The 23,692-nt window shown below is 61.7% G+C and carries 19 protein-coding genes and 1 pseudogene; 11 read left to right on the top strand and 9 right to left on the bottom strand.

The genetic code is table 11. The features are described from left to right. The first annotated feature begins 513 nt into the window (after positions 1–513). The 5 genes from P3T17_RS25115 (at position 514) to P3T17_RS25095 (ending at position 5,174) form a co-directional block, all read left to right on the top strand. A complete protein-coding gene (locus P3T17_RS25115) occupies positions 514–1,230 on the top strand; it encodes an ABC transporter substrate-binding protein (RefSeq protein WP_429409258.1) in 717 nt (238 codons plus the stop codon). Between the two features lie 228 nt (positions 1,231–1,458). Then, a complete protein-coding gene (locus P3T17_RS25110) occupies positions 1,459–2,409 on the top strand; it encodes a branched-chain amino acid ABC transporter permease (RefSeq protein ID WP_074263561.1) in 951 nt (316 codons plus the stop codon). Positions 2,410–2,433: 24 nt separating this feature from the next. Next, complete coding sequence (locus tag P3T17_RS25105) at positions 2,434–3,603, top strand: ABC transporter permease subunit (protein WP_074263562.1); 1,170 nt, start codon at positions 2,434–2,436, stop codon at positions 3,601–3,603. Between the two features lie 78 nt (positions 3,604–3,681). Further along, complete coding sequence (locus tag P3T17_RS25100; protein ID WP_074263563.1) at positions 3,682–4,458, top strand: ABC transporter ATP-binding protein; 777 nt, start codon at positions 3,682–3,684, stop codon at positions 4,456–4,458. Further along, positions 4,458–5,174: an ABC transporter ATP-binding protein gene (locus P3T17_RS25095; RefSeq protein WP_074263564.1), complete on the top strand. Its 717-nt coding sequence runs from the start codon at positions 4,458–4,460 to the stop codon at positions 5,172–5,174. Before P3T17_RS25100 ends, P3T17_RS25095 begins: the two co-directional genes overlap by 1 nt. A gap of 160 nt (positions 5,175–5,334) precedes the next feature. On the opposite strand, the gene P3T17_RS25090 is transcribed toward P3T17_RS25095, so the two are convergent. The 3 genes from P3T17_RS25090 to P3T17_RS25080 form a co-directional block, all read right to left on the bottom strand. Then, positions 5,335–5,844, bottom strand: a complete 510-nt coding sequence (locus P3T17_RS25090; RefSeq protein WP_074263565.1) for a GNAT family acetyltransferase — start codon at positions 5,842–5,844, stop codon at positions 5,335–5,337. A gap of 16 nt (positions 5,845–5,860) precedes the next feature. Next, on the bottom strand, positions 5,861–7,045 hold the full coding sequence (locus P3T17_RS25085; RefSeq protein ID WP_429409257.1) for an acetylornithine transaminase: 1,185 nt from the start codon (positions 7,043–7,045) through the stop codon (positions 5,861–5,863). 331 nt (positions 7,046–7,376) lie between these two features. Continuing rightward, positions 7,377–8,408 carry a CDP-6-deoxy-delta-3,4-glucoseen reductase gene (locus tag P3T17_RS25080; protein WP_074263567.1) on the bottom strand — a complete coding sequence of 344 codons (1,032 nt, stop codon included), beginning with the start codon at positions 8,406–8,408 and terminating at the stop codon, positions 7,377–7,379. Positions 8,409–8,475: 67 nt separating this feature from the next. Here P3T17_RS25080 and P3T17_RS25075 point away from each other — a divergent pair, with 67 nt between their 5' ends. Further along, complete coding sequence (locus tag P3T17_RS25075) at positions 8,476–9,483, top strand: NAD-binding protein (RefSeq protein ID WP_429409256.1); 1,008 nt, start codon at positions 8,476–8,478, stop codon at positions 9,481–9,483. Here P3T17_RS25075 and P3T17_RS25070 read toward each other — a convergent pair. The 6 genes from P3T17_RS25070 to P3T17_RS25045 all read right to left on the bottom strand — a co-directional run bounded on the left by P3T17_RS25070 (position 9,476) and on the right by P3T17_RS25045 (position 14,882). Then, positions 9,476–9,664: a hypothetical protein gene (locus P3T17_RS25070; RefSeq protein WP_074263569.1), complete on the bottom strand. Its 189-nt coding sequence runs from the start codon at positions 9,662–9,664 to the stop codon at positions 9,476–9,478. The two genes, P3T17_RS25075 and P3T17_RS25070, sit on opposite strands and share 8 nt — an antisense overlap. 189 nt (positions 9,665–9,853) lie before the next feature. Continuing rightward, positions 9,854–10,558 (bottom strand): pseudouridine synthase, encoded by a 705-nt coding sequence (locus P3T17_RS25065; protein ID WP_429409255.1) that lies wholly within the window; start codon positions 10,556–10,558, stop codon positions 9,854–9,856. Positions 10,559–10,676: 118 nt separating this feature from the next. Then, positions 10,677–11,498: a quaternary amine ABC transporter ATP-binding protein gene (locus tag P3T17_RS25060; RefSeq protein WP_429409254.1), complete on the bottom strand. Its 822-nt coding sequence runs from the start codon at positions 11,496–11,498 to the stop codon at positions 10,677–10,679. A 36-nt stretch (positions 11,499–11,534) separates the two neighbouring features. After that, positions 11,535–12,521, bottom strand: coding sequence for an ABC transporter permease (locus P3T17_RS25055; protein WP_429409253.1), 987 nt, complete (start codon positions 12,519–12,521; stop codon positions 11,535–11,537). 80 nt (positions 12,522–12,601) lie between these two features. After that, positions 12,602–13,642, bottom strand: a complete 1,041-nt coding sequence (locus P3T17_RS25050) for an ABC transporter substrate-binding protein (protein ID WP_429409252.1) — start codon at positions 13,640–13,642, stop codon at positions 12,602–12,604. Positions 13,643–13,742: 100 nt separating this feature from the next. Continuing rightward, positions 13,743–14,882, bottom strand: a complete 1,140-nt coding sequence (locus tag P3T17_RS25045) for a mandelate racemase/muconate lactonizing enzyme family protein (protein WP_429409251.1) — start codon at positions 14,880–14,882, stop codon at positions 13,743–13,745. 210 nt (positions 14,883–15,092) lie between these two features. On the opposite strand from P3T17_RS25045, the gene P3T17_RS25040 reads away from it, so the two are divergent. The 5 genes and pseudogenes from P3T17_RS25040 to P3T17_RS25020 all read left to right on the top strand — a co-directional run bounded on the left by P3T17_RS25040 (position 15,093) and on the right by P3T17_RS25020 (position 23,690). Beyond that, the gene (locus P3T17_RS25040; RefSeq protein ID WP_429409250.1) at positions 15,093–16,523 is read left to right on the top strand and encodes a PLP-dependent aminotransferase family protein; all 1,431 of its coding nucleotides are present in this window, start codon (positions 15,093–15,095) and stop codon (positions 16,521–16,523) included. Further along, positions 16,516–16,914: pseudogene (locus tag P3T17_RS25035) on the top strand (MFS transporter); the annotation flags it as partial. The gene P3T17_RS25040 and the pseudogene P3T17_RS25035, both read left to right, overlap by 8 nt. A gap of 143 nt (positions 16,915–17,057) precedes the next feature. Beyond that, the gene (gene poxB, locus P3T17_RS25030; RefSeq protein ID WP_429409249.1) at positions 17,058–18,782 is read left to right on the top strand and encodes a ubiquinone-dependent pyruvate dehydrogenase; all 1,725 of its coding nucleotides are present in this window, start codon (positions 17,058–17,060) and stop codon (positions 18,780–18,782) included. A 181-nt stretch (positions 18,783–18,963) separates the two neighbouring features. Continuing rightward, on the top strand, positions 18,964–20,340 hold the full coding sequence (locus tag P3T17_RS25025) for an amino acid permease (RefSeq protein WP_429409248.1): 1,377 nt from the start codon (positions 18,964–18,966) through the stop codon (positions 20,338–20,340). A 461-nt stretch (positions 20,341–20,801) separates the two neighbouring features. Beyond that, positions 20,802–23,690, top strand: a complete 2,889-nt coding sequence (locus tag P3T17_RS25020; RefSeq protein WP_429409247.1) for a muramidase — start codon at positions 20,802–20,804, stop codon at positions 23,688–23,690. The last annotated feature ends 2 nt before the right edge of the window (positions 23,691–23,692 follow it).

Raw genomic sequence — 23,692 nt, 5'->3', positions numbered from 1 at the left:
AAAATTTTTTGCCTCCCAGCGATTTTATTTTATTGGTCTGGACGTGATCGGTCCCCGCTTTTTCTATTGATATCCGACATCTCATAATTTTGATGCACTAGCATTGTGCGTATGGGGGCTGAGATATTAAAAAGTCGTACTTATCGCTCAGCGCTGTGAAACCGGGGCTTGACCGCGATTGCCGCAACACTTGATGCTGCCTGTGTCTAGCTTGGTGCAACTGATGCACGAAAAAATGTCGCAACCGGGTTGCGCCCCTTACTGATTATTAGTCGCAAAATGAGGTTGCAATGCAGGAAAACCCTGCCGTTTCAACAATATTGCCCATCGCATAATTGGAGTTACAATGCGCGCGTTCTCAAGGCCTCTGGCCGTCGGACACTGAATTTAGCAAGGCGCTGGAGACCTATCTAATGCGAGTCAAGTTTGCTTACGCCGCGTCCTGCGCGGCCAAGGTTGCGAAGTTGACCGCGTATTGCCGGTTGCGGCAAACACAACGAAAACGGGGCGCGATTGCTGCTTGAGGACATCACCACGCAGGGGTCGACGCTCGACGGCCGGAAGATCCGGCCGCAGCTGGCCGCGAAGCGTATCGCGCAGATGAATGACGCATCTGCGCCCGCCATTGGCAAATGGCTCGCGGGCGAGCTCGCGAAGACCGCTCGCGCGAGCGGCGCAAAAGTCGTTGCCGGGGAAGCAGCGAATGACCAGGTCGCGGATGTCCCGGCCTTTCTCACCAGAATGAAGTGCGTTCAGCCGGACCTGATCGGGTCCGGCGGTATGAACGCGACGGGCGGACCGCTGAAGAAGCAGGCGGCCATGCCCGGTATCAGGGCAAAAATCCTTGGCGGCGACGGTGTGTGGACCGACAAGGTGGGGGAGCTGGCGAGATTCGCCATGCAAAACCCGGTTAGCCCGAAGGCGGCATTCGCGCCTTCGGACATGGCCAAAGGAGCGGACTTCGAGAAGAAGCATGAAGGCCGTTCCGACACACCGGTGCAGAGTGACGCGCCGTTCACGTATGACGCTTTGTACGCGAACGTCGAAGCAATCAAGCGCGCCCACTCAATCGATGCGCCCGAGGTGCTGGCTGCGATGCCGTCCCCCGGTTACGACCGCGTAACCGGACCCATCGCATTCGACGACAAGGGTGATTTGAAAGAAGGCGCTATTACGCTTTACGACTTCAAGGACAGCGAAGCTGCGGTCCTCGACGCCGTAGAGATGTAATGACGGGACGTACAGCCTGACGGCACCCTGGCCCACCCATGGTGTCGTTTTTGCATCCGTTTCCGGCGAGCCGGCGACTGTATTCCGGTCGCAAGACAAGCCGGTGGCGGATAACCCTTACCGGTCTTTTACATCAGTACCCGCAGTGCCGTTGCGATTTGTGTGAAGCATCACCGCCCACCGATGATGACGAACACGAATCCAGTCGCACGGGCTAAGGAGCATTAAATGGATATCTTCATCCAGCAGATCCTCAACGGACTGGTGCTTGGCAGCGTTTACGCCATCATCGCACTGGGCTATACGATGGTTTACGGCATCCTGGGCATCATCAACTTCGCGCACGGCGATGTGTTGATGGTGGGCGCGATGGTTGCGCTTTCAGCCATAGGCGTGCTGCAGAACCACTTTCCGGGGCTAGGCCATGTGCCGACGCTCATCATCGGGTTGATCATCGCAGCTGTCGTGTGCTCTGTAGTCGGCTACACGATCGAGCGGGTGGCCTACCGGCCGCTGCGTCGCGCGCCGCGTCTGGCTCCGCTGATTACCGCCATCGGCGTGTCGATCCTGCTGCAGACGCTCGCCATGATGATCTGGTCGCGCAATCCGCTGCCGTTCCCGCAGCTGCTGCCTACCGATCCGATCAACGTGATCCAGGCCGGACCGAACAACCCGGGCGCCGTGATCTCGATGACTGAAATCGTCATCATCGTGGTCGCGTTCCTGGTGATGGGCGGGCTGCTGCTGCTCGTGCACAAGACGAGGCTCGGCCGTGCGATGCGCGCGATTGCCGAGAATCCGAACGTCGCGAGCCTGATGGGCGTGAACCCGAACTTCGTGATCTCGGCAACCTTCATGATCGGCTCCGCACTCGCTGCGCTGGCCGGCGTCATGATCGCCTCCGAGTACGGCAACGCTCACTTCTACATGGGCTTCATCCCCGGTCTGAAGGCCTTTACTGCGGCGGTGCTCGGCGGTATCGGCAATCTCGGCGGTGCGATGGTCGGTGGCGTTGTGCTCGGCCTGATCGAGCAGCTGGGTGCGGGCTACATCGGCAACCTCACGGGTGGCGTGTTCGGCAGTAACTACCAGGACGTGTTCGCCTTCATTGTGCTGATCGTCGTGCTGGTGTTCCGTCCGTCGGGCCTGCTTGGCGAACGTGTCGCAGATCGCGCCTGACCTGGGCCATAAGGAGCAAATAACATGACCTCAATTCAACCGATCGAGCCGTCCACGACGCTCATCCCCGAGAAGAACAAGACGAAGACACTGACGGTCGGCATCATCACCGCAGTACTGGTCATCGTTGCGCCGATGATTATCGGTGCAGCCGGCGGCAACTACTGGGTGCGGGTGCTCGACTTCGCCATGCTCTACGTGATGCTGGCGCTGGGTCTTAACGTGGTGGTCGGCTTCGCCGGCCTGCTGGACCTGGGCTACATCGCGTTCTACGCGATCGGCGCCTACACCACGGCTCTGCTGTCTTCGCCGCACCTGTCCACGCAATTCGCGTGGATCGGCGCAATGTTCCCGCATGGACTGCATACGCCGTTCTGGATCATCGTGCCGATCGCCATGGCACTCGCCGCGATGTTCGGCGTGCTGCTCGGTGCACCGACGCTGCGTCTGCGTGGCGATTACCTCGCCATCGTGACGTTGGGCTTCGGGGAAATCGTGCGGATCTTCATGAACAACCTCGACCGTCCGGTGAACATCACCAACGGTCCGCAGGGGATCACGGGGATCGATCCGGTGAGCGTGGGCGGCTTTAGCCTCGCGCAGACTCACACGTTCCTCGGCTTCCAGTTCACGACGGTGTACATGTACTACTACCTGTTCGTGCTGTGTGCGCTGCTGGTGATCTGGGTCTGTACGCGTCTGCAGCACTCGCGTATCGGCCGTGCGTGGGCCGCGATCCGCGAGGACGAAATCGCCGCCAAGGCCATGGGCATCAACACCCGGAACGTGAAGCTGCTGGCGTTTGCGATGGGCGCGTCGTTTGGCGGCCTGTCGGGCGCGATGTTCGGCGGCTTCCAGGGCTTCGTGTCGCCGGAATCGTTCACCTTCTGGGAATCGGTCGTGGTGCTGGCCTGCGTGGTGCTGGGCGGCATGGGCCATATCCCGGGCGTGATTCTCGGTGCGGTGCTGCTCGCCGTGTTCCCGGAATTCCTTCGTTCGACAATGGGTCCGCTGCAAAACGCCATCTTCGGCCACGAAATTGTGGATACCGAAGTGATCCGTCAGTTGCTGTACGGTCTCGCGATGGTTCTCATCATGCTGTACCGCTCGGAAGGCCTGTGGCCCGCACCGAAGCACGAGGACAAGATTGCGAAAATCGCGAAGCGCAACAGCAAGAAGCCGGTGCGCGCCTGAGGCTGCGCAGGGCGAGTGCCCTGCATGGGACCAGAGTAAGCGCTAAAGCGCCAACTCTGGTCGACAACGGAGAATTCTATGAGTGACAACAACATCCGCCTGTCCGTCAAAGGCGTGAACAAGCGCTTCGGCGGCCTGCAGGCATTGTCGGACGTTGGCCTTGAAATCAAGGCGGGCGAAATCTACGGCCTGATCGGTCCGAACGGCGCTGGCAAGACCACGTTCTTCAATGTGATCACGGGGCTGTACACGCCGGATTCGGGCGACTTCCGCCTGGACGGTGAAAGCTACACGCCGACCGCGGTGTACCAGGTCGCGAAGGCCGGCATCGCCCGCACGTTCCAGAACATTCGTCTGTTTGGCGGTATGACTGCACTGGAAAACGTGATGGTGGGCCGTCACGTGCGCACGAAGCACGGTCTGATTGGCGCAGTGTTCCAGACGCCGTCGGAACGCAAGGAAGAGCGCGAGATCAAGGAACGCGCGCTCGAACTGCTGGAGTATGTCGGCGTGCTGCAATACGCGGACTACACGTCGCGCAACCTGTCGTACGGCCACCAGCGCCGTCTCGAGATTGCACGTGCATTGGCAACCGATCCGAAGCTGCTCGCGCTCGACGAACCGGCCGCCGGTATGAACGCGACGGAGAAGGTCGAACTCACCAAGCTGCTCGACAAGATCCGCGGGGACGGCAAGACGATCCTGCTGATCGAGCACGACGTGAAGCTCGTGATGGGCCTGTGCAACAACATGACAGTGCTCGATTACGGCAAGGTGATTGCCCAGGGTCTGCCGCAAGACGTGCAGAAGGACCCGAAGGTGATTGAGGCTTATCTGGGTGCGGGGGTCCACTGATGGCTACGGCAATGTTGAAAATCAAGGGCCTGCAGGTCAATTACGGCGGCATTCAGGCAGTCAAGGGTATCGACCTCGAAGTTGCCCAGGGCGAGCTCGTCACGCTGATCGGCGCGAACGGTGCGGGCAAGACCACGACGATGAAGGCGATCACGGGTCTGAAGGCGTACGGTGCGGGCGATATCGAGTACATGGGCGAATCGATCAAGGGCCTGCCCGCGCATGAACTGCTGAAGCGCGGTCTGGCGATGGTGCCGGAAGGCCGCGGCATCTTCGCGCGCATGTCGATTATCGAAAACATGCAGATGGGTGCGTATCTGCGTAACGACACGGACGCCATCAAGGCAGACGTGGACCGCATGTTCGGCTTCTTCCCGCGTCTGAAGGAACGCGCCACGCAGTACGCGGGCACGTTGTCGGGCGGCGAGCAGCAGATGCTGGCCATGGCGCGCGCGATCATCAGCAAGCCTAAGCTGTTGTTGCTCGACGAGCCGTCGATGGGTCTCTCGCCGATCATGGTCGAGAAGATCTTCGAAGTGGTGCGGGCGATTTCGGCTGAAGGCATGACCGTGCTGCTGGTCGAGCAGAACGCACGTCTCGCACTGCAGGCGGCGAATCGTGGCTACGTGATGGACTCGGGGCTGGTGACGATGTCCGGTGACGCGAAGCAGATGCTCGACGATCCGAAGGTGCGCGCTGCTTACCTCGGTGAATAAACGCTGAACGGAAAGAGTGGATGAAATAACCATTCTGACCTGCGCAAGAAAAAGGCCGCATGCATCGTTTGGTGCATGCGGCCTTTGTTATTTCCGACGCGCCTCGCCGGGCGAGTGCACGAGGGTGACGAGTGTGACGCGGACGGTTATCCAGCCGGCACTAAGCAGCGGATGGTGACGTCGTCTCCGCTGGCAACACCGGCGCGGCGGCGTCAGCGAATTCACCCAGCCGTTTGCCCATACTGATCACAGCATCCGCCCGATACCCAAGCGCCTCATAAAACTCGCGGATCTCTTGCTTCGCCGAGAGCACCTGCAGATTCACCTTCGGACAGCCACGCGCGGTTAGCGCCGCCTCCGCATGCGCGACCAGCCGCTTGCCGATGCCATGCCGTCGATACGCCGTATCCACCGCGAGCGAATACATCCAGCCGCGATGGCCGTCATAGCCCGCCATCACCGTGCCGACCACACGTGCGTCGATCTCGGCGACAAAGAACAGTTCCGGCTGCGTCGTCATCTTGTTGGCGATCGACAGATGCGGGTTGCGCTGCGGCCTCGTCACGTCCCGGTACTCGGGAAACGCTTCTTGCCACAACGCGACCACGACATCGGTATCGCCGGCTTCGAAGCAGCGGATCGCGAGCGGTGTGGTCGTGGTTACCGTCATATGTACTCCGGGCGAATTACAGGGTGTCGAGAATCGACCGCAGCATTGCCATCATCTGGTCGATTTCTTCGTTGGTCACGTTCAGGGCCGGCATGAAGCGCAGCAGGTTCGGACGCGCTGCGTTCAGCAGCAGGCCGTCCGGTTGCAGGTTGCGCGCCTTCTCGACGATCTGGTTGCCGATGTCCTTGCCGAGCAGCAGCGCGCGAAGCAGCCCTTCACCGCGTTCGCCTTCAAAGCCGCGCTCTTCCGACAGTTCAAGCAGCTTGGCGCGCAGATATTCGCCGCGTGCCCGCACGCTTTCTAGGAAGCCTGGCGCCGTCAGTTGCGAGATCACCGAGTAGCCAACCGCCGTCATCAGCGGATTGCCGTTGTAGGTACCGCCCTGGTCGCCCGCTTCGAACACTTCGACCGCCGCCGTGCAAAGCAGCGCCGCGAGCGGCACGCCGCCGCCAATCCCCTTGCCGAGCGTCATGATGTCGGGCTCGATGCCCGACAGTTCATACGCGAACAGCGTGCCGGCACGGCCGCAGCCGCTTTGCACTTCGTCGACGATCAGCAGGAGGTTGTGCTTCTGCGTCAACGTGCGCAGTTGCTGCATGAATTCGCGCGTTGCGGGAATCACGCCGCCTTCGCCCTGGATCGGTTCGAGCATGACCGCCACGGTCTTGCCGTTGATGAGCTTCTCCACCGACGCGATATCGTTCAGATCCGCCTTCGGGAAACCCGGCACCTGCGGCGCGTAGATCGTGTCCCAGCCCGGCTTGCCGCTTGCCGACATGGTGGCGAGCGTACGGCCGTGGAAGCTGTGGTCGAACGTGATGATCTCGAAGGCGCCGTCCTTGTGTTTCTTGCCCCACTTGCGGGCGAGCTTGATTGCGCCTTCATTGGCTTCCGCACCGCTGTTCGTAAAGAACACCTTGTCGAAGCAGCTATGCTCGGTGAGCAGTTGCGCGAGCTGGGCCATTGGGCCGTTATAGAACGCCGGCGACGGGTTGATCAGCAATTGCGCCTGCTTGTTCAGCGCTTCGATCATGCCTTCGTTGCAGTGCCCGAGGCTGTTGACGGCCCAGCCCTGGATGAAATCGAGGTATCGCTTGCCGGTGTTGTCGTAGATCCACGAGCCCTTGCCGTGCGTGAAAACGATCTCGGGCCGGTTGGTGATGTACATCAGCGACTCGACGGGATACTCATTGAAATTCATGGCGGCAGGCTCCGGGCGTTGCAGGGGTGAAGGAACAGTAAAAAGGGACGAAGAAAACAAAAAGCCACGGCATGCCGTGGCTTTCATGATTCGAACTACATGCGCCTGTCTGGCGCGAATCCGTGACAAAGCCGGCGGCGTCCCTAAGGGAGCAGCGAGCGGCGACGTCGGAGTTCGGACTGGATGCGGTTCATGCGCGAAAGAATACGACAACGCGAGCGCCGGTGTAAACCATGAATTTCGTCTGTGGCGGATTTTTTTGTCCCGCCACAGACAGCAAACCCGCCTCGGAGTTACTACGGGCGAGGGTTCGCCGAGCTACGTTCACTGGTTAAACCGGGTTCGCGAGGTCGGCTGCGCTCGTGAAGGAATCCGCATAAAACTCGTCTTCCGGCAGGCCGTGGTGCTGCGTGAAATCGCGCTGCGCCGACTCGACCATCACCGGTGCGCCGCAGGCGTACACCTGATAACCCGACAAGTCTGGCAGGTCTTCGATGACGCTGCGATGAACGAAGCCAGTGCGGCCGGTCCACGCGTCGCTCGGGTCCGGCTCGGAGAGGACGGGCACGAACTTGAAGTTCGGGATTTCGCGCGCCCATTGCTCGGCCAGCTCCAGCAGGTACAGGTCTTTCTTGCGGCGCGCGCCCCAGTACAGCGTCATGGGCCGGTCGAGGTTCTTAAAGACCGCGTGTTCGACGATCGCCTTCAGCGGTGCAAAGCCGGTGCCGGAGGCGAGCAGCACGATCGGCTTGGCCGAATCTTCACGCAGGAAGAAGGTGCCGAGCGGCGCCTCGAAGCGCAGGATGTCGCGCTCTTTCATGGCGGTAAAGACGTGATCGGTGAACGCGCCGCCGGGCATATGGCGGATATGCAGTTCGATCGGGCCTTCCACGTGCGGCGCATTCGCCATCGAGTAGCTGCGGCGCTTGCCGTCTTTCAGGATGAATTCGAGGTACTGGCCGGCGAGGTATTGCAGACGCTCGTTGGCCGGCAACTGCAGCTTCAGCACGACGACGTCGTCGGCCTTGCGCTCGATGGCGTTCACGCGGCACGGCAGCTTCTTGACCTGCACGTCGCCGACACCGGCGACTTCGCGGATGTCGATCTCGAGATCGGTGCACGGTGTGGCGCAGCAGAAGAGCGCCATGCCGCGGGTCTTTTCGTCGTTCGAGAGCGCCGACGAAGAATGCTGGCGCTGTTCGACTTCGCCGCTGACCACGGTGCCTTTGCAGGAGCCGCAGGCGCCGTTCTTGCAGCCGTACGGCAGGCCGATGCCCTGGCGCAGAGCCGCGATCAGCACGGGTTCATCGGGTTCTACCTGAAACTGCCGGCCGCTTTGCCGGAGCGTTACATTAAATGCCATAGCGTGTTCGAGTTCTGAGAGTCGGTAATCGGTGCGAGCCGCCCTTGACGGCTACAATGCGTCCACCATGAAAGCCACACGAAACTTGTGCCGCCCGCGCGTGCTCATTGTGGGCTGCGGCGATGTCGGCATGCGTTGCGTCGCGCTCTTGCAGCCACGCGCGCATGTGTTTGCGCTGACCACCCAGCCGGCCCGTGGCGCCGAATTGCGCGCAGCGGGCGTGACGCCAATCATCGGCGATCTCGACAGCCGCCGCAGTCTGAAGCGGCTCGCGGGCCTCGCGCCGACCGTGCTGCATCTGGCCCCGCCGCAAAAAACCGGCGATGACGACCGCCGCACGCGCGCATTGCTTGGCGCCCTGAGCGCGCGCCGCATCCGGCCCGCACGCAGTGCCGTGGCGCCGGTAGCGCGTCTGCGCCATCTTCGCGGTGCATGGATGGAGCGGGAAGCAGCCGATATTGTACCCGACGGGGTAGGGCGCTCCGCCGCTGCGCGGCCACCCGTGCGTATCGTTTACGCCAGCACGACCGGGGTGTACGGTGATTGTGGCGGCGCGCTGATCGACGAAACGCGCACGGTGCGACCGGCCAACGCACGTGCGAAACGGCGCGTCTCCGCTGAGTGGCAATTGCGGCGAGCCACCGCCCGCGGCACGTTCGCCGCGAGCATCGCGCGCATTCCCGGGATCTATGCGGGCGATCGACTGCCGCTGGTGCGGCTCGAAAAGCGCACGCCCGCGCTGGTGGATGCCGATGACGTCTACACCAACCATATCCACGCCGACGATCTCGCCGCGATTCTGGTACGCATGACGAGACTCGGGCGGCGCGGACGGGTAATCCACGCGTCGGACGATACGACCTTGAAAATGGGCGAGTATTTCGATCTGGTGGCCGACGCATACGGACTCGAGCGCGCACCGCGCATCACACGTGCGCAGGCCGAAGCAGAGATCGAGCCGATGCTGCTGTCGTTCATGCGTGAATCGCGGCGTCTTGCGAACGAGCGGATGAAGCGCGAGTTGCGCGTGCAACTGCGCTATCCGACGGTCGCGGATTTTCTGCGGCTCAGGTGAGAGCCGGTAGTGCTTCGAGCAGCAGGAAGCACAATACCGCGCCGATCAAAGCGCCGATCAGGCTTGGATGATACTTGTGCCGCAGGCGTATCACGACCAGCACAGCGGCGACCAGGACCGCCGCGATACAAATCAAACCAAACAGCGCGGCCGGCATCTCGAATGAAGAGTTGATGACCATGGCACACCTCCCTGAAACCTTTGTAGTCGTTGTTTAATCGAGTATAGAGCGACTTTTTCAGAAGGGCATGCTGCGACGCAGCGCAAAAGGGGCGGTATCGATGGCCGTGTGTGCGCCAGCACGCGCAGGGTGCCCGATGCCACGGGGCTTTGCGGCCCAGGACCGTGCGATTGGCTCGCGATTACCTGTTTACCCGCTCCGTAAAGATCCGAGGTCGGCGTCGTCGAGCCATTGCCATGCGCCGGCTGCCAGCGTCGCGGGCAAGCCGAGGCCGCCAATCCGTTCGCGATGCAACGCCTCGACGCGGTTGCCGGCCGCGGCGACCATGCGCTTGACCTGGTGGTACTTGCCTTCGAGCACGGTCAGTTCGAGTGCGTGCTCGCTGCGCGCGTTCGCGGCGACGGCGGCAATCGGTTTAGGCTCTCCATGCAGCAGCACACCCTCGCGCAGCGCGCTGAGTTGCGCCTCGTCGAGCGGATGGCGCGTGGTCGCAAGGTAGACCTTGGGTACCTTGCGTTTGGGCGAGGTGAAGGCATGCACGAACTTGCCGTCGTCGGAGAGGAGCAGCAGGCCGGTCGTGTCCTGATCGAGCCGGCCGACGCATTGCACGCCGCGCTCGGCGAATTGCGGCGGCAGCAGGTTGAACACGCTCAGATGATGCTGCGGCTCGCGCGAGCATTCGTAGCCGGCGGGTTTGTTGAGCAGCAGGTAAGCATGCTCGCGATACGGCCAGGCGACGCCGTCGACGCTGAAGGTGAGCGCCTCGGTTGAGACATCGGCATCGGGATCGGCGTGTACAGCACCGTCGATCGTCACGCGTCCGTCGGCGATCAGCGTGCGGCATTGACGTCGTGAACCGAAACCCTGGGTGAAGAGAACGCTTTCGAGATTCATGAGGACGAGAGAACGGCAGGGCGACATGCTGGCGGCAGACCGTGTGGTTCGCCGCCTCGCGTATATTCGCGTGCATTCTACCCGTCGCCCGTCGCTACCCTGAGCGACAGCTTTATCTTCACTGCACGCCTGCGCGCCGCTCCACAAAACGCCGCACATAGTCGTCGGCCGGGCGCGTCAGGATCTCATCCGGCGTGCCTTCCTGCACCAGCGTGCCGTCACGCAGGATCGCGATGCGGTTGCCGATGCGCAGCGCCTCGTCCAGATCGTGCGTGATGAACACGATGGTCTTGTTCAGCGTCGCCTGCAACTGCAGCAACTGGTCCTGCATTTCGGTGCGGATCAGCGGATCGAGCGCGGAGAACGCTTCGTCCATCAGCAGCACGTTGGTGTCGGCGGCAAGCGCCCGGGCGAGCCCCACGCGCTGACGCATGCCGCCCGAGAGTTCGTCGGGATAGTGCTCGCCGTAGCCGTCGAGGCCCACCTTGCCGAGCCACGTGCGTGCCTTCTCGTTGGCCTGGGCTTTGCCCTCGCCACGCGTGCGCAGCGCGTAGGCGGTGTTGTCGAGCACAGTCTGGTGCGGCAGCAGGCCGAAGTTCTGGAACACCATGCTGACCTTGTAACGGCGCAACTCGCGCAAGCCCTGCGGGTTGAGCTTGATGACGTCCGAGCCGTCGATCACGATCTCGCCCGCGGTCGGTTCGATCAGCCGGTTGAAGTGACGCACGAGCGTCGACTTGCCGGAGCCCGAGAGGCCCATGATCACGTAGATCTCGCCCGAGCCGATGTTCAGGCTCACATCGTTCAGGCCGACGTTGCAGCCGGTCTGCGCGAGCACGTCGGCCTTGCCCTTGCCGCTCCTGAGCAGGTCGAGCACGCGCGCGTGGCTGGTATCGGGGCCGAACAGCTTGTACACGTGCTTTACTTCTATCGCTGCCATGTCTGTCTCCTTCATACCGTCGTGCTGTCCTGACGACTACTTCGCCGTACGGGTTTCGAGCCCGCTCTGAGCCGCTTCGCCGTGGCCATCTGCGCTGTCCGTACCGGCTTCGGTTGCCGCGGCCTTGTACGGCAACCGCGACACCGCCCTCGCCCTGCGGCGCAGCGCCAGCAGTCGACGCGTGCGGCGGTCCTGTCCATAACCCTGGCTGATACGGTCGATCACGATCGCCAGAATCACGATCGCAATACCCGCCTGCGTGCCCTTGCCGACATCGAGCGTCTGGATGCCCGCCAGCACGTCTTCGCCGAGTCCGCGTGCGCCGATCATCGAGGCGATCACCACCATCGACAGCGCCATCATCGTCGTCTGGTTGATGCCGGCCATGATGCTCGGCCGCGCGAGCGGCAACTGCACATTGACCAGCAACTGCCAGCGCGTGGTGCCGAAGGCGCGGGCGGCCTCGACCACATCGGAATCCACGTGACGGATGCCGAGATCGGTCAGACGGATCAGCGGCGGCAACGCGTAAATGATGGTGGCGAGAATCGCCGGCACCTTGCCGAGGCCGAACAGCATCAGCACGGGGATCAGGTACACGAAGCTCGGCAGCGTCTGCATGATGTCGAGCACCGGCAGCAGAACCCGCCTTAGCAACGCACTGCGCGACGTGAAGATGCCGAGCGGCACACCGAGCACGACCGACAGCACGGTCGCGACCAGCATCAGCGCGAGCGTCTCCATCAGCTTGTCCCACAGCCCGAAGCAGCCGATTGCATAAAGCAGTAGTACGAAGAACGCAGCAATCGGCAGACGCCGCGTCGCATTCCACGTGATCGCGCCGACCGCGAGCAGGATCAGCCACGCGGGCGTAGCCCTCAGCGCGCCTTCGAGCGGCACCAGCAGATAGCGCAGCAGTGCGATGCTGAAGTTGTGGAAGCTGTCACCGTGCGCGGTGACGAACGCCTGAACGACATCGTTCACCCAGTCGGCGATCGACAGATGCAGAAAAAACGAATGCATGATCAAACCTCCGATGCGCGTGAACGGGTGGCGCAGTGCGTCAGCCGTTCAGCGCAAAGCGTCGTGACTTCGTCGGAGAATCAGGCGCCTGTGAGCGAGGCCTGGACTTTCTGGGCCACGTCGTTCGGGACCCACGGTTTCCACATCTCCGGATGGTCGTGGAGGAACTGCCTGGCCATCGTCGGACCGTCGATCTTCTTGCTGGTCATCTCGAGGATGGTCTGGTTCAGGAAGTCCATCGAGAAGCTGACCTTGCCAAAGGCCGCCATCATTTCAGGCTCAGCTTGATAGAACGGCGTCGACACACCGACCTTCAGATGCGACACCAGATACGACGACGCGCACTGCGAGGTGCTGGTATCGGCACGCAGCGTCTTCCAGCAATCGGCGTTGAACGGCGGCATCTTCAGTTGCACGAACTTATATTTGGCCATCAGCGCTGCCGGTTCCCAGTAGTAGAACAGGATCGGCTTGCCACGCTGATATGCGGACGAGATGGCCGCGTCGAGCGCCGCACCGGTGCCTGGGCGGAAGTTCGTGTAGCTGTCGTCGAGCTTGAGCACTTTCAGCAGACGCGTGTTCACGCGTTCGCAGTCCCAGCCGGCCGGACAATTCAGGAAGCGGCCCTTGCCCGGTTCTTCGTCGTCCTCAAAGAGATCCTTGTATTTCGGCAGATCGGCGACCGAAGTCAGGTTCGGTGCGACCGGTTTGATGCCGCGTGCCGGGTCGCCCTTGACGACGTATTCCGGCACGTACCAGCCTTCGTTGGTGCCGCCCGGCAGCGTATCGCCGACCAGCTTGACCTGACCGTCCGCGACGCCCTTGGCGATGATCTCCGAGCGGCCCGTCCACTGTTCGCCCCAGACCTGCAGATCATTACGCGCGAGGGCCGTTTCGGTCGCGGCGGTGCTGCCCGGCACGGTATCCGTTTTGCAGCCGTAGCCTTTCTCGGCGATATAGCGCAGCACTTCCGAGGTGAACGAACCGCTTTCCCAGGTGACGCCCGCAAAGCGGACGGTCTTGCCACTCGAGCACCAGGTGCCCGCGTGCGCGGCGGCCGGGAAGAGGGCGCCCGCGGCGAGTGCCACGCAGGCTGTGCGTATCCAGGTTTTCATCAGCATTGTTTGTCTCCAATGTCGACCGGAGTTGGCGCTTCAGCGCTTACTCCGGTCCCATGCAACGTAGTTGCGTCGGTTTTTAGTTTGTGCCTCGGCAGAGGCGTCAGGCGTAGGTACTTCGAGAACTTTGCGTTGCGGCGAGCACGGCCTCGTCGAGCGCGAGACCGAGACCCGGTTCGTCAGAAAGCGTGAGCCAGCCTTCGCTGTCGACGTCGATCGGTTGCATCAGCATGAAATCGCGGCGCTCGATCGACCATTCCGGCGGGTCGTAGGGAAACTCGATGAAAGGCGCCGACGCGGCGCCCGCCGTCAGATGAAGATTGGCCGCGAGTCCGATACCGTTGCCCCACGTATGCGGCGTGAACACCTTGCCGCGCGCTTCGACGGCTTGCGCGAGCTTGCGCAGGCCTTCCATGCCGAGTGAACAGGCGACGTCGGGTTGAAACACGTCGAGGCAATCGCGTGCGAGCAGCTGATCGAACTCGTAGCGCTCGCGGGTCATCTCGCCACCGGCGATGCGCATGCCGGTGCTGCGGCGCAGTTCGACATGGCCGTCGTAGTCGCCGCGATGCAGCGGCTCTTCCATCCAGTAGACGCCGTGTTTTTCGAGCTCGCGGGCGACTTCGAGCGCTTCGTTCACCGTCCAGGGTGCCGCTGTGTCCCACGGCATGCGCCAGCCCTGGTTGCAGTCCACCATCAGTTCAAGACGGTCGCCTACCGCATCGCGTACTGCAGCGAGCGCTTCGAAATCGTCGGCGAGGCTTGGACGGCCGAAGCGGATTTTCAGCGCCGGGAAACCGCGTTCGACGACCTGCAGCGCCATCTTCGCCATGTCGTCCGGATGCCGGTGCACGCCGCCCGAAGCGTACGCGCGGATCCGGTTGCTGCGGCCGCCCATCATCTTCCAGCAGGGTTCGCCGCGAATCTTGCCGGCCAGATCCCATAGCGCGATATCGAGTGGCCACGGGCGTCCCGCATGAAAGCCGATGTTGTCCAGCACGGCGCTATGACGCCCGAGAGCGAGCGGATCGGTACCGACGAACAGGTGCTGGTAGTCCGCGAAGCCGTACATCGCATCGCCGGAGCCGATGCCCACGTGGCCAGCGTCGTCATGTACGCGCACGATGGTCGCGGGAAATTTGCGCCGCGGCTGGCTATCCCAGGAAGCGGGGAACGGCGGATCGAGCTCCAGCTGGTGGTGCGTGATCTCAATCCGGCTAATGCGAGGTGTCTCAAAACTCATGGGCGTTCCTGGGACGAATGCCGCAATGCCGCATGAGGCGGCACGATTGGATTAGGAATGACGTCATGCTATGGAGGTGGCACGAGCAACTCAATCGCTTCAATTAAAATAAATGACTGCATGCAATGTCGTGCGATTGAATGCGTATGATGCGAATGACACCCATGGCCTCGATGCCAGCGGGAAGGGAACAGGAAGGAGACCGTCGCTATGGCGATGAACGCGTGGCTGCCCAGGATCGAAGCGGGCAGCGATCCAAAATATCAGGTCATTGCGCGAGCTTTCGCGCAGGCCATTCTCAACGGCCAGCTACCAGCGGGCGAAAAGCTGCCGCCGCACCGCTCGCTCGCCAGCGAATTGCACGTCACCACCGGCACGATCAGCCGCGCCTATGCCGAGCTGGAGCGGCAGGGGCTGGCGAATGCGCGCGTCGGCGACGGCACATATGTGGCGCAGGCGCGGGCTCGTGAGATGTCGTCGGGCACGACGACGCGTGGCACGCTGCGTCCTGGGATGCCACCCGCGCCGGCCTTGATCGATCTCGGGCAGAACGTGCCGCAATCGACGGGCGAAGCAACAGCGCTATGCGTCACGCTGCGCGAAATTGCCAACGACGAACGCCTTGCCGCCGAGCTGCTGCAATACGCGCCCGAAGCAGGCTCGATGCGGCATCGTCTGGCGGGTGCGGCATGGCTGGGGCGCGCCGGCAGTCCGGCGAGCGCGTCGCGCGTGCTGGTTACGCAGGGCGCGCAGCATGCGTTGGCGTCGGTGTTGCGCGCGGTCGCCCGGCCGGGCGATACCGTGCTGGCCGAAGTGGTCAGCTATCCTGGGATCATTGCGTTGGCGCGGCAACTGCGGCTGCACCTCGTCGGCGTCGAAATCGACGCCGAGGGTCTTGTGCCCGCCGCGCTCGAACTCGCGTGCAAGTCGCTGCACCCGCGCGCGATTTTTTGCGTACCCACCATCCACAATCCGACCACCGCGACGATGTCGAGCGAGCGGCGCGATGCCGTCGCCGATATCTTGCAGCGGCACGGCGTGCTGCTGATCGAAGACCTGGTGCCGGCGATGTTGCTCGAGGCGCCGCCCGAACCACTTTCGACGCGTCTGCCAGATCAATCGTTTCTGATCGCGGGCCTGTCGAAGTCAGTGGCGCCCGGGTTGCGGGTGGGCTATCTGCAAGCGCCGCCTGCGTGGTGTTCGAAGATCGCGGCGGTGATTCGCAGCGACTGCTGGATGACCGCGCCGTTGATGGCCGAAGTGGTGTCGCGCTGGATTGAAAACGGCGAGATGGAGCGGTTGAATGGCTTGCAGCGCGCGCATATCGAAACGCAGCACGAGGTGGCGAACGAAGTGCTCGAGGGGGTCGCCTACCGGCATGCGGCGACGAGTTCGCATCTGTGGCTGCCGTTGCCCGAACCGTGGCGTGCCGCGGAGTTTGCGGCGGCGTTGCGGCACGAGGGTGTGCTGGTTAAGACTGCCGACAGTTTTGTGATTGGGCGTAACGCGGCGCCGCATGCAATTCGGGTTTGCATGACAGGCGCTACTTCGCACGACGCGCTGCTGCGCGGGTTGTCGATTATTCGCACCACGCTCGATCACGGGCTCGAGAGTGGGATGGCGTCCTCGTATGCGCCGTGAGGGGTTCGGGCGCGTGCTGACGGTTGGTCCTTTTTGCGGACTGCTCGCTTCTCTGGTGATGGTGGCAACGCTGGCCGTACCGTCGCTCTGGTTGGCAATGCCAAGCTTCTTTCTGCTCGGCGTGGTGCCGATTCTCTGGGTGGTCGGCTCGACGACCTTGCGCCAGGCCATCACGCCTGATGGAATGATGGGACGTGTCTCGGCGATCAACAGCACGGCGACCTATGGCGCGCGACCGCTCGGCGCATTGCTGGGTGCCGCGGTCAGCGGGCATTCGGGTATGGAGGCGTGTCTGGTAATGGCAGTCGTTGCGTTTCTGGCGCAGGCGCTGATCATAGTGGGGTCGCCAGCGGCGCGACTAGAAGCGGTTCCCGACGGGGCCGCGGCGTGACCTGCAATCGGGCGATTGACTGCACGATCGGCCCACGACAGCTATCCTGTCAGTTGCGTCACCCAGCCCATGCGATGTCACGGAGCGGCAACGTCGACTCATGACATCCGCGTGCACTTCTCTCTTCTTTTGCGGAGCAGAGCATGAGCAAACAGACTATTGCAGACTTCCTGGCAAAAACGCTTCACGCGGCTGGAGTCGAACGTATCTGGGGTGTGACCGGCGACAGCCTGAATGGCCTGTCCGACAGCCTCTACCGCCTAGGTTCGATCCGCTGGATGCACACCCGCCACGAAGAGGTCGCCGCCTTCGCTGCAGGTGCCGATGCCGCCGCTACCGGCAAGCTCGCGGTCTGCGCCGGCAGTTGCGGTCCCGGCAATCTGCATCTGATCAACGGCCTGTACGACTGCCATCGCAACCATCAACCTGTGCTCGCCATCGCGGCGCATATTCCGTCATCGGAAATTGGCCTCGGTTACTTTCAGGAGACTCATCCGCAGGAACTCTTCAAGGAGTGCAGTCACTACGTCGAACTCCTGACGAACCCGTCGCAGTTCCCACGCGTTCTGGCCACCGCGATGCACACGGCGATCGAACAGCAGGGCGTGGCCGTGATCGTTTTGCCCGGCGATGTGGCGCTCGGCGAAGCACTCGACGAAGTGCCGGCATGGGCGGGCACGTTGGAGCCTGCCACGCTGTTGCCTGCCGCTGCGGATATAGACAGACTCGCCGAGCTGCTGAACCAGGCCGAAGGCGTCACGCTGTTGTGCGGCAGCGGTTGCGCAGGGGCGCACGACGAAGTGGTCGCACTGGCCGACGCGCTCGGCGCGCCGACCGTCCATGCGTTGCGCGGCAAACAGTACGTCGAATGGGATAATCCGTACGATGTCGGTATGACGGGCCTGATCGGTTTTAGCTCGGGCTACTACGCCATGATGTCGTCCGATACGCTTGTCATGCTCGGCACGGATTTTCCGTATCGCAACTTTTATCCGTCGCATGGCAATGTAGTGCAGATCGATCGCCGGGGTAGCACGCTCGGCAAACGTACGCCATTGAAGATGGGTTTAGTCGGCGACATCAAGCCTACCCTGCAAGCGCTGTTGCCGAAGCTCACCCGCAAGACCGATCGCGACTTTATCGAGCGGGCCCGCACCCATTACTTTGCCGCGCGGCTCACCCTCGACGACCTCGCGCGGCCATCCGATCCCGGCAAGCCCATTCATCCGCAATACCTGACGAGCATCGTCGATGAGATCGCCGACGAGGATGCGGTGTTCACCGTCGACGTCGGCACGCCGACCCTGTGGGCCGCCCGCTATCTGACGATGAATGGCAAGCGCACTTTGCACGGCTCGTTCAATCACGGCTCGATGGCGAACGCCATGCCGCAGGCGCTCGGCGCCAAAGCCGCGCAGCCGGATCGGCAGGTGATCTCGCTATCGGGCGACGGCGGCCTCTCGATGCTGCTCGGCGATCTGCTGACGGCACGACAACTCGATCTGCCGATCAAGGTGGTCGTGTACAACAACAGTTCGCTGGGCTTCGTGGCCATGGAGATGAAGGCTGGCGGTTACCTCGATAGCGGCACGGACCTCAGTGCCACCGATTTCTCCGCTATTGCGAAAGGTGCTGGCATCTATAGCGTACGTGTGGAGGATTCCGAAGCAATTGGCGACGCCTTGCGTGATGCGTTCGCGCATCCCGGCCCGGCGGTGATCGACGTCGTCACGGCAAAGCACGAGCTCGCCATGCCGCCGAAGATCCAGTGGGCGCAGGCCAAGGGCTTCAGTCTGTATATGTTGCGTGCGGTGCTCAACGGGCGTGGCGATGAGGTGGTGGAACTGGCGAATACGAATCTGCGCTAGCAATATCGGCAACGGTCTGCTGCTGCTTCTGCGTCGCGCGTCGCGGGTTCGTCCCATGTCGCGGGTTGGTCCCAGTGCCCGGTCACATCGGACAGGCTAAAATCTTTGGCTTTTCCAGGCGAGGCCATGAATCTGGCCTGGTGACCGATATCCACACACAGAGACACACTGAGGCGCAATTTTGAATAGTCCACAGCAGCAAGAGGGCCTGAAGCGCGGGCTGAAAAATCGTCACATCCAGCTCATTGCGCTGGGCGGGGCGATCGGCACCGGTCTGTTCCTCGGTTCGGCTAGCGTGTTGCAGGCGGCCGGGCCCTCGATGATTCTCGGCTATGCGATCGGCGGCATCATCGCATTCATGATCATGCGGCAGCTCGGCGAGATGGTCGCGCAAGAACCGGTGGCGGGTTCGTTTAGCCATTTTGCCTACAAGTACTGGGGCGATTTCCCAGGCTTTCTGTCGGGCTGGAATTATTGGGTCCTCTACGTGCTGGTCAGCATGGCCGAGTTGACGGCTGTGGGAACGTACGTGCATTTCTGGTGGCCTGGTGTGCCGGCCTGGGCGTCGGCGCTGGTGTGCTTCGTCGGCATCAACGCGATCAATCTGGCGAATGTGAAGGCCTACGGCGAGACCGAGTTCTGGTTCGCGATCGTCAAGGTGGTAGCGGTGATCGGCATGATCCTGTTCGGCGGCTATCTGCTGATTAGCGGCCATGGTGGACCGCAAGCGTCGATCACCAATCTCTGGGCCAATGGTGGCTTCTTTCCGCACGGGTTTCATGGCCTCTTCATGATGCTGGCTGTGATCATGTTTTCCTTCGGCGGCCTGGAGCTGATCGGCATCACGGCGGCCGAGGCGGATGAGCCGCGCAAGAGCATTCCCAAGGCGGTGAATCAGGTGATCTACCGGATTCTGATTTTCTACATCCTCTCGCTGGTGGTGCTGCTGTCGCTGTATCCGTGGAATCAGGTGGCGGCCGGCGGCAGCCCGTTCGTGATGATCTTCTCGCAGATCGGCTCCACGCTTACGGCGAATATTCTCAACATCGTGGTGTTGACGGCCGCGCTGTCTGTCTACAACAGCGGTGTGTATGCGAATAGCCGCATGCTCTATGGCCTCGCGGAGCAGGGCAACGCGCCGCGCGCGCTGATGAAGGTCGACCGTCGTGGTGTGCCGTATCTGGCGATTGGCCTGTCCGCGCTGGCGACATTTGCCTGCGTGATCATCAACTACCTGATTCCTTCGGAAGCCCTCGGTGTGTTGATGGCGCTGGTGGTGGCCGCGCTGGTGCTGAACTGGTCGTTGATCAGCCTCACGCATCTGAAGTCTCGCAAGGCGATGGTGGCGGCAGGGCAGACGCTGGTGTTCAGGTCGTTCTGGTTTCCGGTCAGCAACTGGATCTGCCTGGCGTTCATGGCAATGGTTCTGGTGATTCTCGCGATGACGCCGGGGTTGTCGGTTTCGGTGTGGCTGGTGCCGGTGTGGTTGCTGGTGATGTGGGTGGGTTATGTGGTGAAGCGGCGGCGGGCGGGGGCGGTTGTTGGCGTTTTGCGATAACGGTTGGGCCTACTGATCAAGGGGCGCAACAGCGCTCAACTGCTCAACGGCCTGATGACCCACGGTTACTTCGACCAGATGCGCCTACCCCGACTCTCATAACCTCAACTTTCCGAACCGCCCCGTGCGGACCCGCATGCAGGGGGCAGGGGAACGGCCTCATGGCCGTTTCCTACGCCGATGCACGTATAGCGGTACTTGGTCAGTCAGCCGCGATCCCAGCCGCATTGCGCCTCGACAATAAATGACAAATTTTTAGACTTTGCTGGATTGAATCGAGATAGCTCGCAGGGTAAAAGGCTTTAAGGGCGAAATTAGCCCCGCATCGCGGCCCTCCTTACCTTTGTAGTTCTGTTGCACGAGGCCGTGTCCATCAATTCGCGCACGCCGCCCCATTGAAAGCCGGCACGCGGCGCTCGCGATTCAGTACACACGCAAACTGACAGGAGTACGCGAAGCACATGGCTACACACAGTCATTCGCATCATCCCGCAGCGCCAGTGTCACCTACCCCTCCTCCGCCACAATGGCAGCCGCTGAACTGGAGCTTCCCGTTCACACCTGCCAGCGGCGATTCAGCCGATCCCCAGACCTGGCTCGATGCGCTCGCAGGAGCGGACGGTGGATTCTATCCGCTGGGTCGAAACGGCATGTTCCACGGCGGTATCCACTTCGATGCGGGAACCGGCGGCGACCTTAAGCAGGGCGATGGCGTCAAAGTCATTGCCGATGGCGAGGTCGTCGCGTACCGGCTGGATTCGGCGTATCCCGAACTGACTTATCCGACCACGCCACCCCGCTACGCGCTGTATTCGACGGGGTTTGTGCTGGTGCGTCACAAGCTTGTGTTGCCGCCCGCGCCGAAGGCCGCCGATTCACCGGCTGGTGCGTCAGTGGCATCGGCGCCCGCTGCGACTCCGGCGGGCGCGAGCGGCGCGCAGGCCCCACAGACGTATCAGCCGCCCCCCGACGAGGTGTTGGAATTCTATAGCCTTTACATGCACCAGCTTGACTGGGCGGGTTACCAGGCAGCCGAACAGGCGGACAGCAGTAGCGCGCAGTCTGTGCCTTCGATTCGCCGGTTGCCTTTCTGGCAGGGCGACCGGCTTTTTCGGGTCGGCGCGAAAGCGAAGGACAAGTTGCCTGTGTCGCCGGCCAGTCCGGTTGACGCCGCCCAGAATACCGATGCATCGCAGACCGGTGTTCGCATTTGCGACCGCGCATCGGGATCGGTAATCGGCCTGTTGCCCCGCGGTGGCGAACTCACCATCGTTGGCAATGCAGCGAAAGGATGGGCGCAGATCGCAGCCATTTCGACGGGCGTGCCGGTTGCAGCCGTCGCAGGCGTGACGCCCGACCCGCGCGCCGCTACGGGCTGGGTGAACCTTGACGAACTCGACGGAGTCACCGATCCGAAACCGCTGGATACGGTCGTTGTGCTTGATACGCCGTTCGAGGTTCGCGCGGGCGATCTAGTGGGCTACCTGGGCGAGTATCAGAACTCCACCCAGTCGAGCGCGTTCCCACCCACGCCGGTGCGACCGCTGCTTCACGTCGAGGTCTTTACCGGCGCGCAGATCAACGATTTCATCCAGAAGAGCCGGGAGCGCGCGAACAAACTGGGTGATAAGGTCCCTGGCGGAAAGTCCCTGCTGGTGATCCGGCAGGGGACAAAATTCGTCGAACCCTCCGATTCGCAAAGCAACGCTCAACTGGCGGGTCTCACGCTTGCACTCGCGCTGGGCGATCCTGGCAAGGGATGCTGGGCCAAGGTGCAGCCGACCCGGATTGCGGCACAATCCGGCGCGCACGGCCACGGTCATACCCGTCAAGTCAGCGGCACGCTCGTAGGCAGTCCACTATGGGTTGAACGCAAGTACGCGGGCAAGGTTGCCGGTGCGACGGTGCAGACGTGGACGGACTTCCCGTTGCAGCTTGCCAATGCGCAAGGGTCGGCGGTCGGCTACCAAGAGGTATTTTCACGCGCCCAGCTTGACCAGCTTCCCGATGACAGAAGGGCGGCGGACGAGAGGAAGAACCAAGGGACGCCCACACAATGGTGGTCAATTGATGCGGGCGACAGTGACGGCAAGGCGATCTACGGCTGGGTGTGCGAGAAGGGCCACCTCGAAACGCTATGGCAAAGCCCGTGGGCGTGGCCGGATTTCGATACGGTTGATACGACCGGAATCCCCGTAATTGACCTGTACCGGCGCAACCTGTTTGAGACGAAGCAGTTGCTCGACGGCGAGGAACAGGCATTCAGCCCCGTTGCTACGAAGGCGAACGCCAGTCCGTTAATCGCGAAGCTGGAGAAGGCGGTGAAGCGTGGGGGTAGCGGCAACGGGAACGTGCTGGTTCCGGCTGACCTGAAGAAGGCGTTGACCGTGCCATGGCTGGCGGAAGTGGTTTCGCACCTGATCGTCAGCTACGAAAGCGAATGGGGCGGCGACATGAGCAAGTGGGAAGCGTTGTCGCCGCTGATGGGTGACGACGGCAAGCCTATCTGGCAGACCGAGCTTGAGCGTATCGAAAAGCTGAAATGGTGGGACAAGGCGAGCGCGATCAACGGCTTTCCCGCCAGCCCGGACGTTTGGCATATTCACCCAATCGGACTGGTGGGCAATTTTATGAATCAAAGCCAACTAATAACGCTAGAAATGTTAGTGGCGGTTGAGCCATCAAATTCGACTGATTATTATCAAACTATTTTACCTTACTTGAACAAGTATGCAGCAATCTATCTGGTTAATAAACCAAAAAGAATTGCGCACTTTCTTTCGCAAGCAGCGCACGAAAGCCGACTGCGCGCGTCCGAGGAAGAGTTAAGCTATAGCCCGCAAAATATGAGAAAAACCTTTGGCTGTAAAGGCGGCCCAAAGAATTATGATTCCCGTTGCGACGATTGTACGCACGGAAGATTAAGAGAAAAACTTTGGGGGCAACCGCAATATTATGCCCATAATCCGAAGCATCTCGCTGATTATGTATATGCGAACCGAATGGAAAATGGCGCCGAAGACAGCGGTGATGGGTATAAATATCGCGGACGCGGATTTATTCAAGTAACGGGCAAGAGCGGGTATCAGTCATTTCAAGATGAGCATAATCGGAGATCGCCAGACGATCGACAGGATTTTGTCGAAAACCCTGATCTTGTGTTTTCAAATGCCGAATATGCCGTCGAATCAGCCTTTGTGTTTTGGGCACGTACCAATCTGAATTCCGTTGCTGATTCCGGAACTGTCAAAGACGTGACTCAGGTTGTGAACGGAGGGCAAACAGGATACTCGGATCGATTGCGCCGATTCAACACGATTGCACCTATTTTAAATCTGGAAGCAGAGTAATT

It is taken from the genome of Paraburkholderia sp. GAS82 (genome assembly GCF_050436285.1).
GTDB lineage: Bacteria > Pseudomonadota > Gammaproteobacteria > Burkholderiales > Burkholderiaceae > Paraburkholderia > Paraburkholderia phenazinium_B.
The sequence above is the reverse complement of the archived record's forward strand: the minus strand, read 5'-3'. Positions and strand labels throughout refer to the sequence as shown.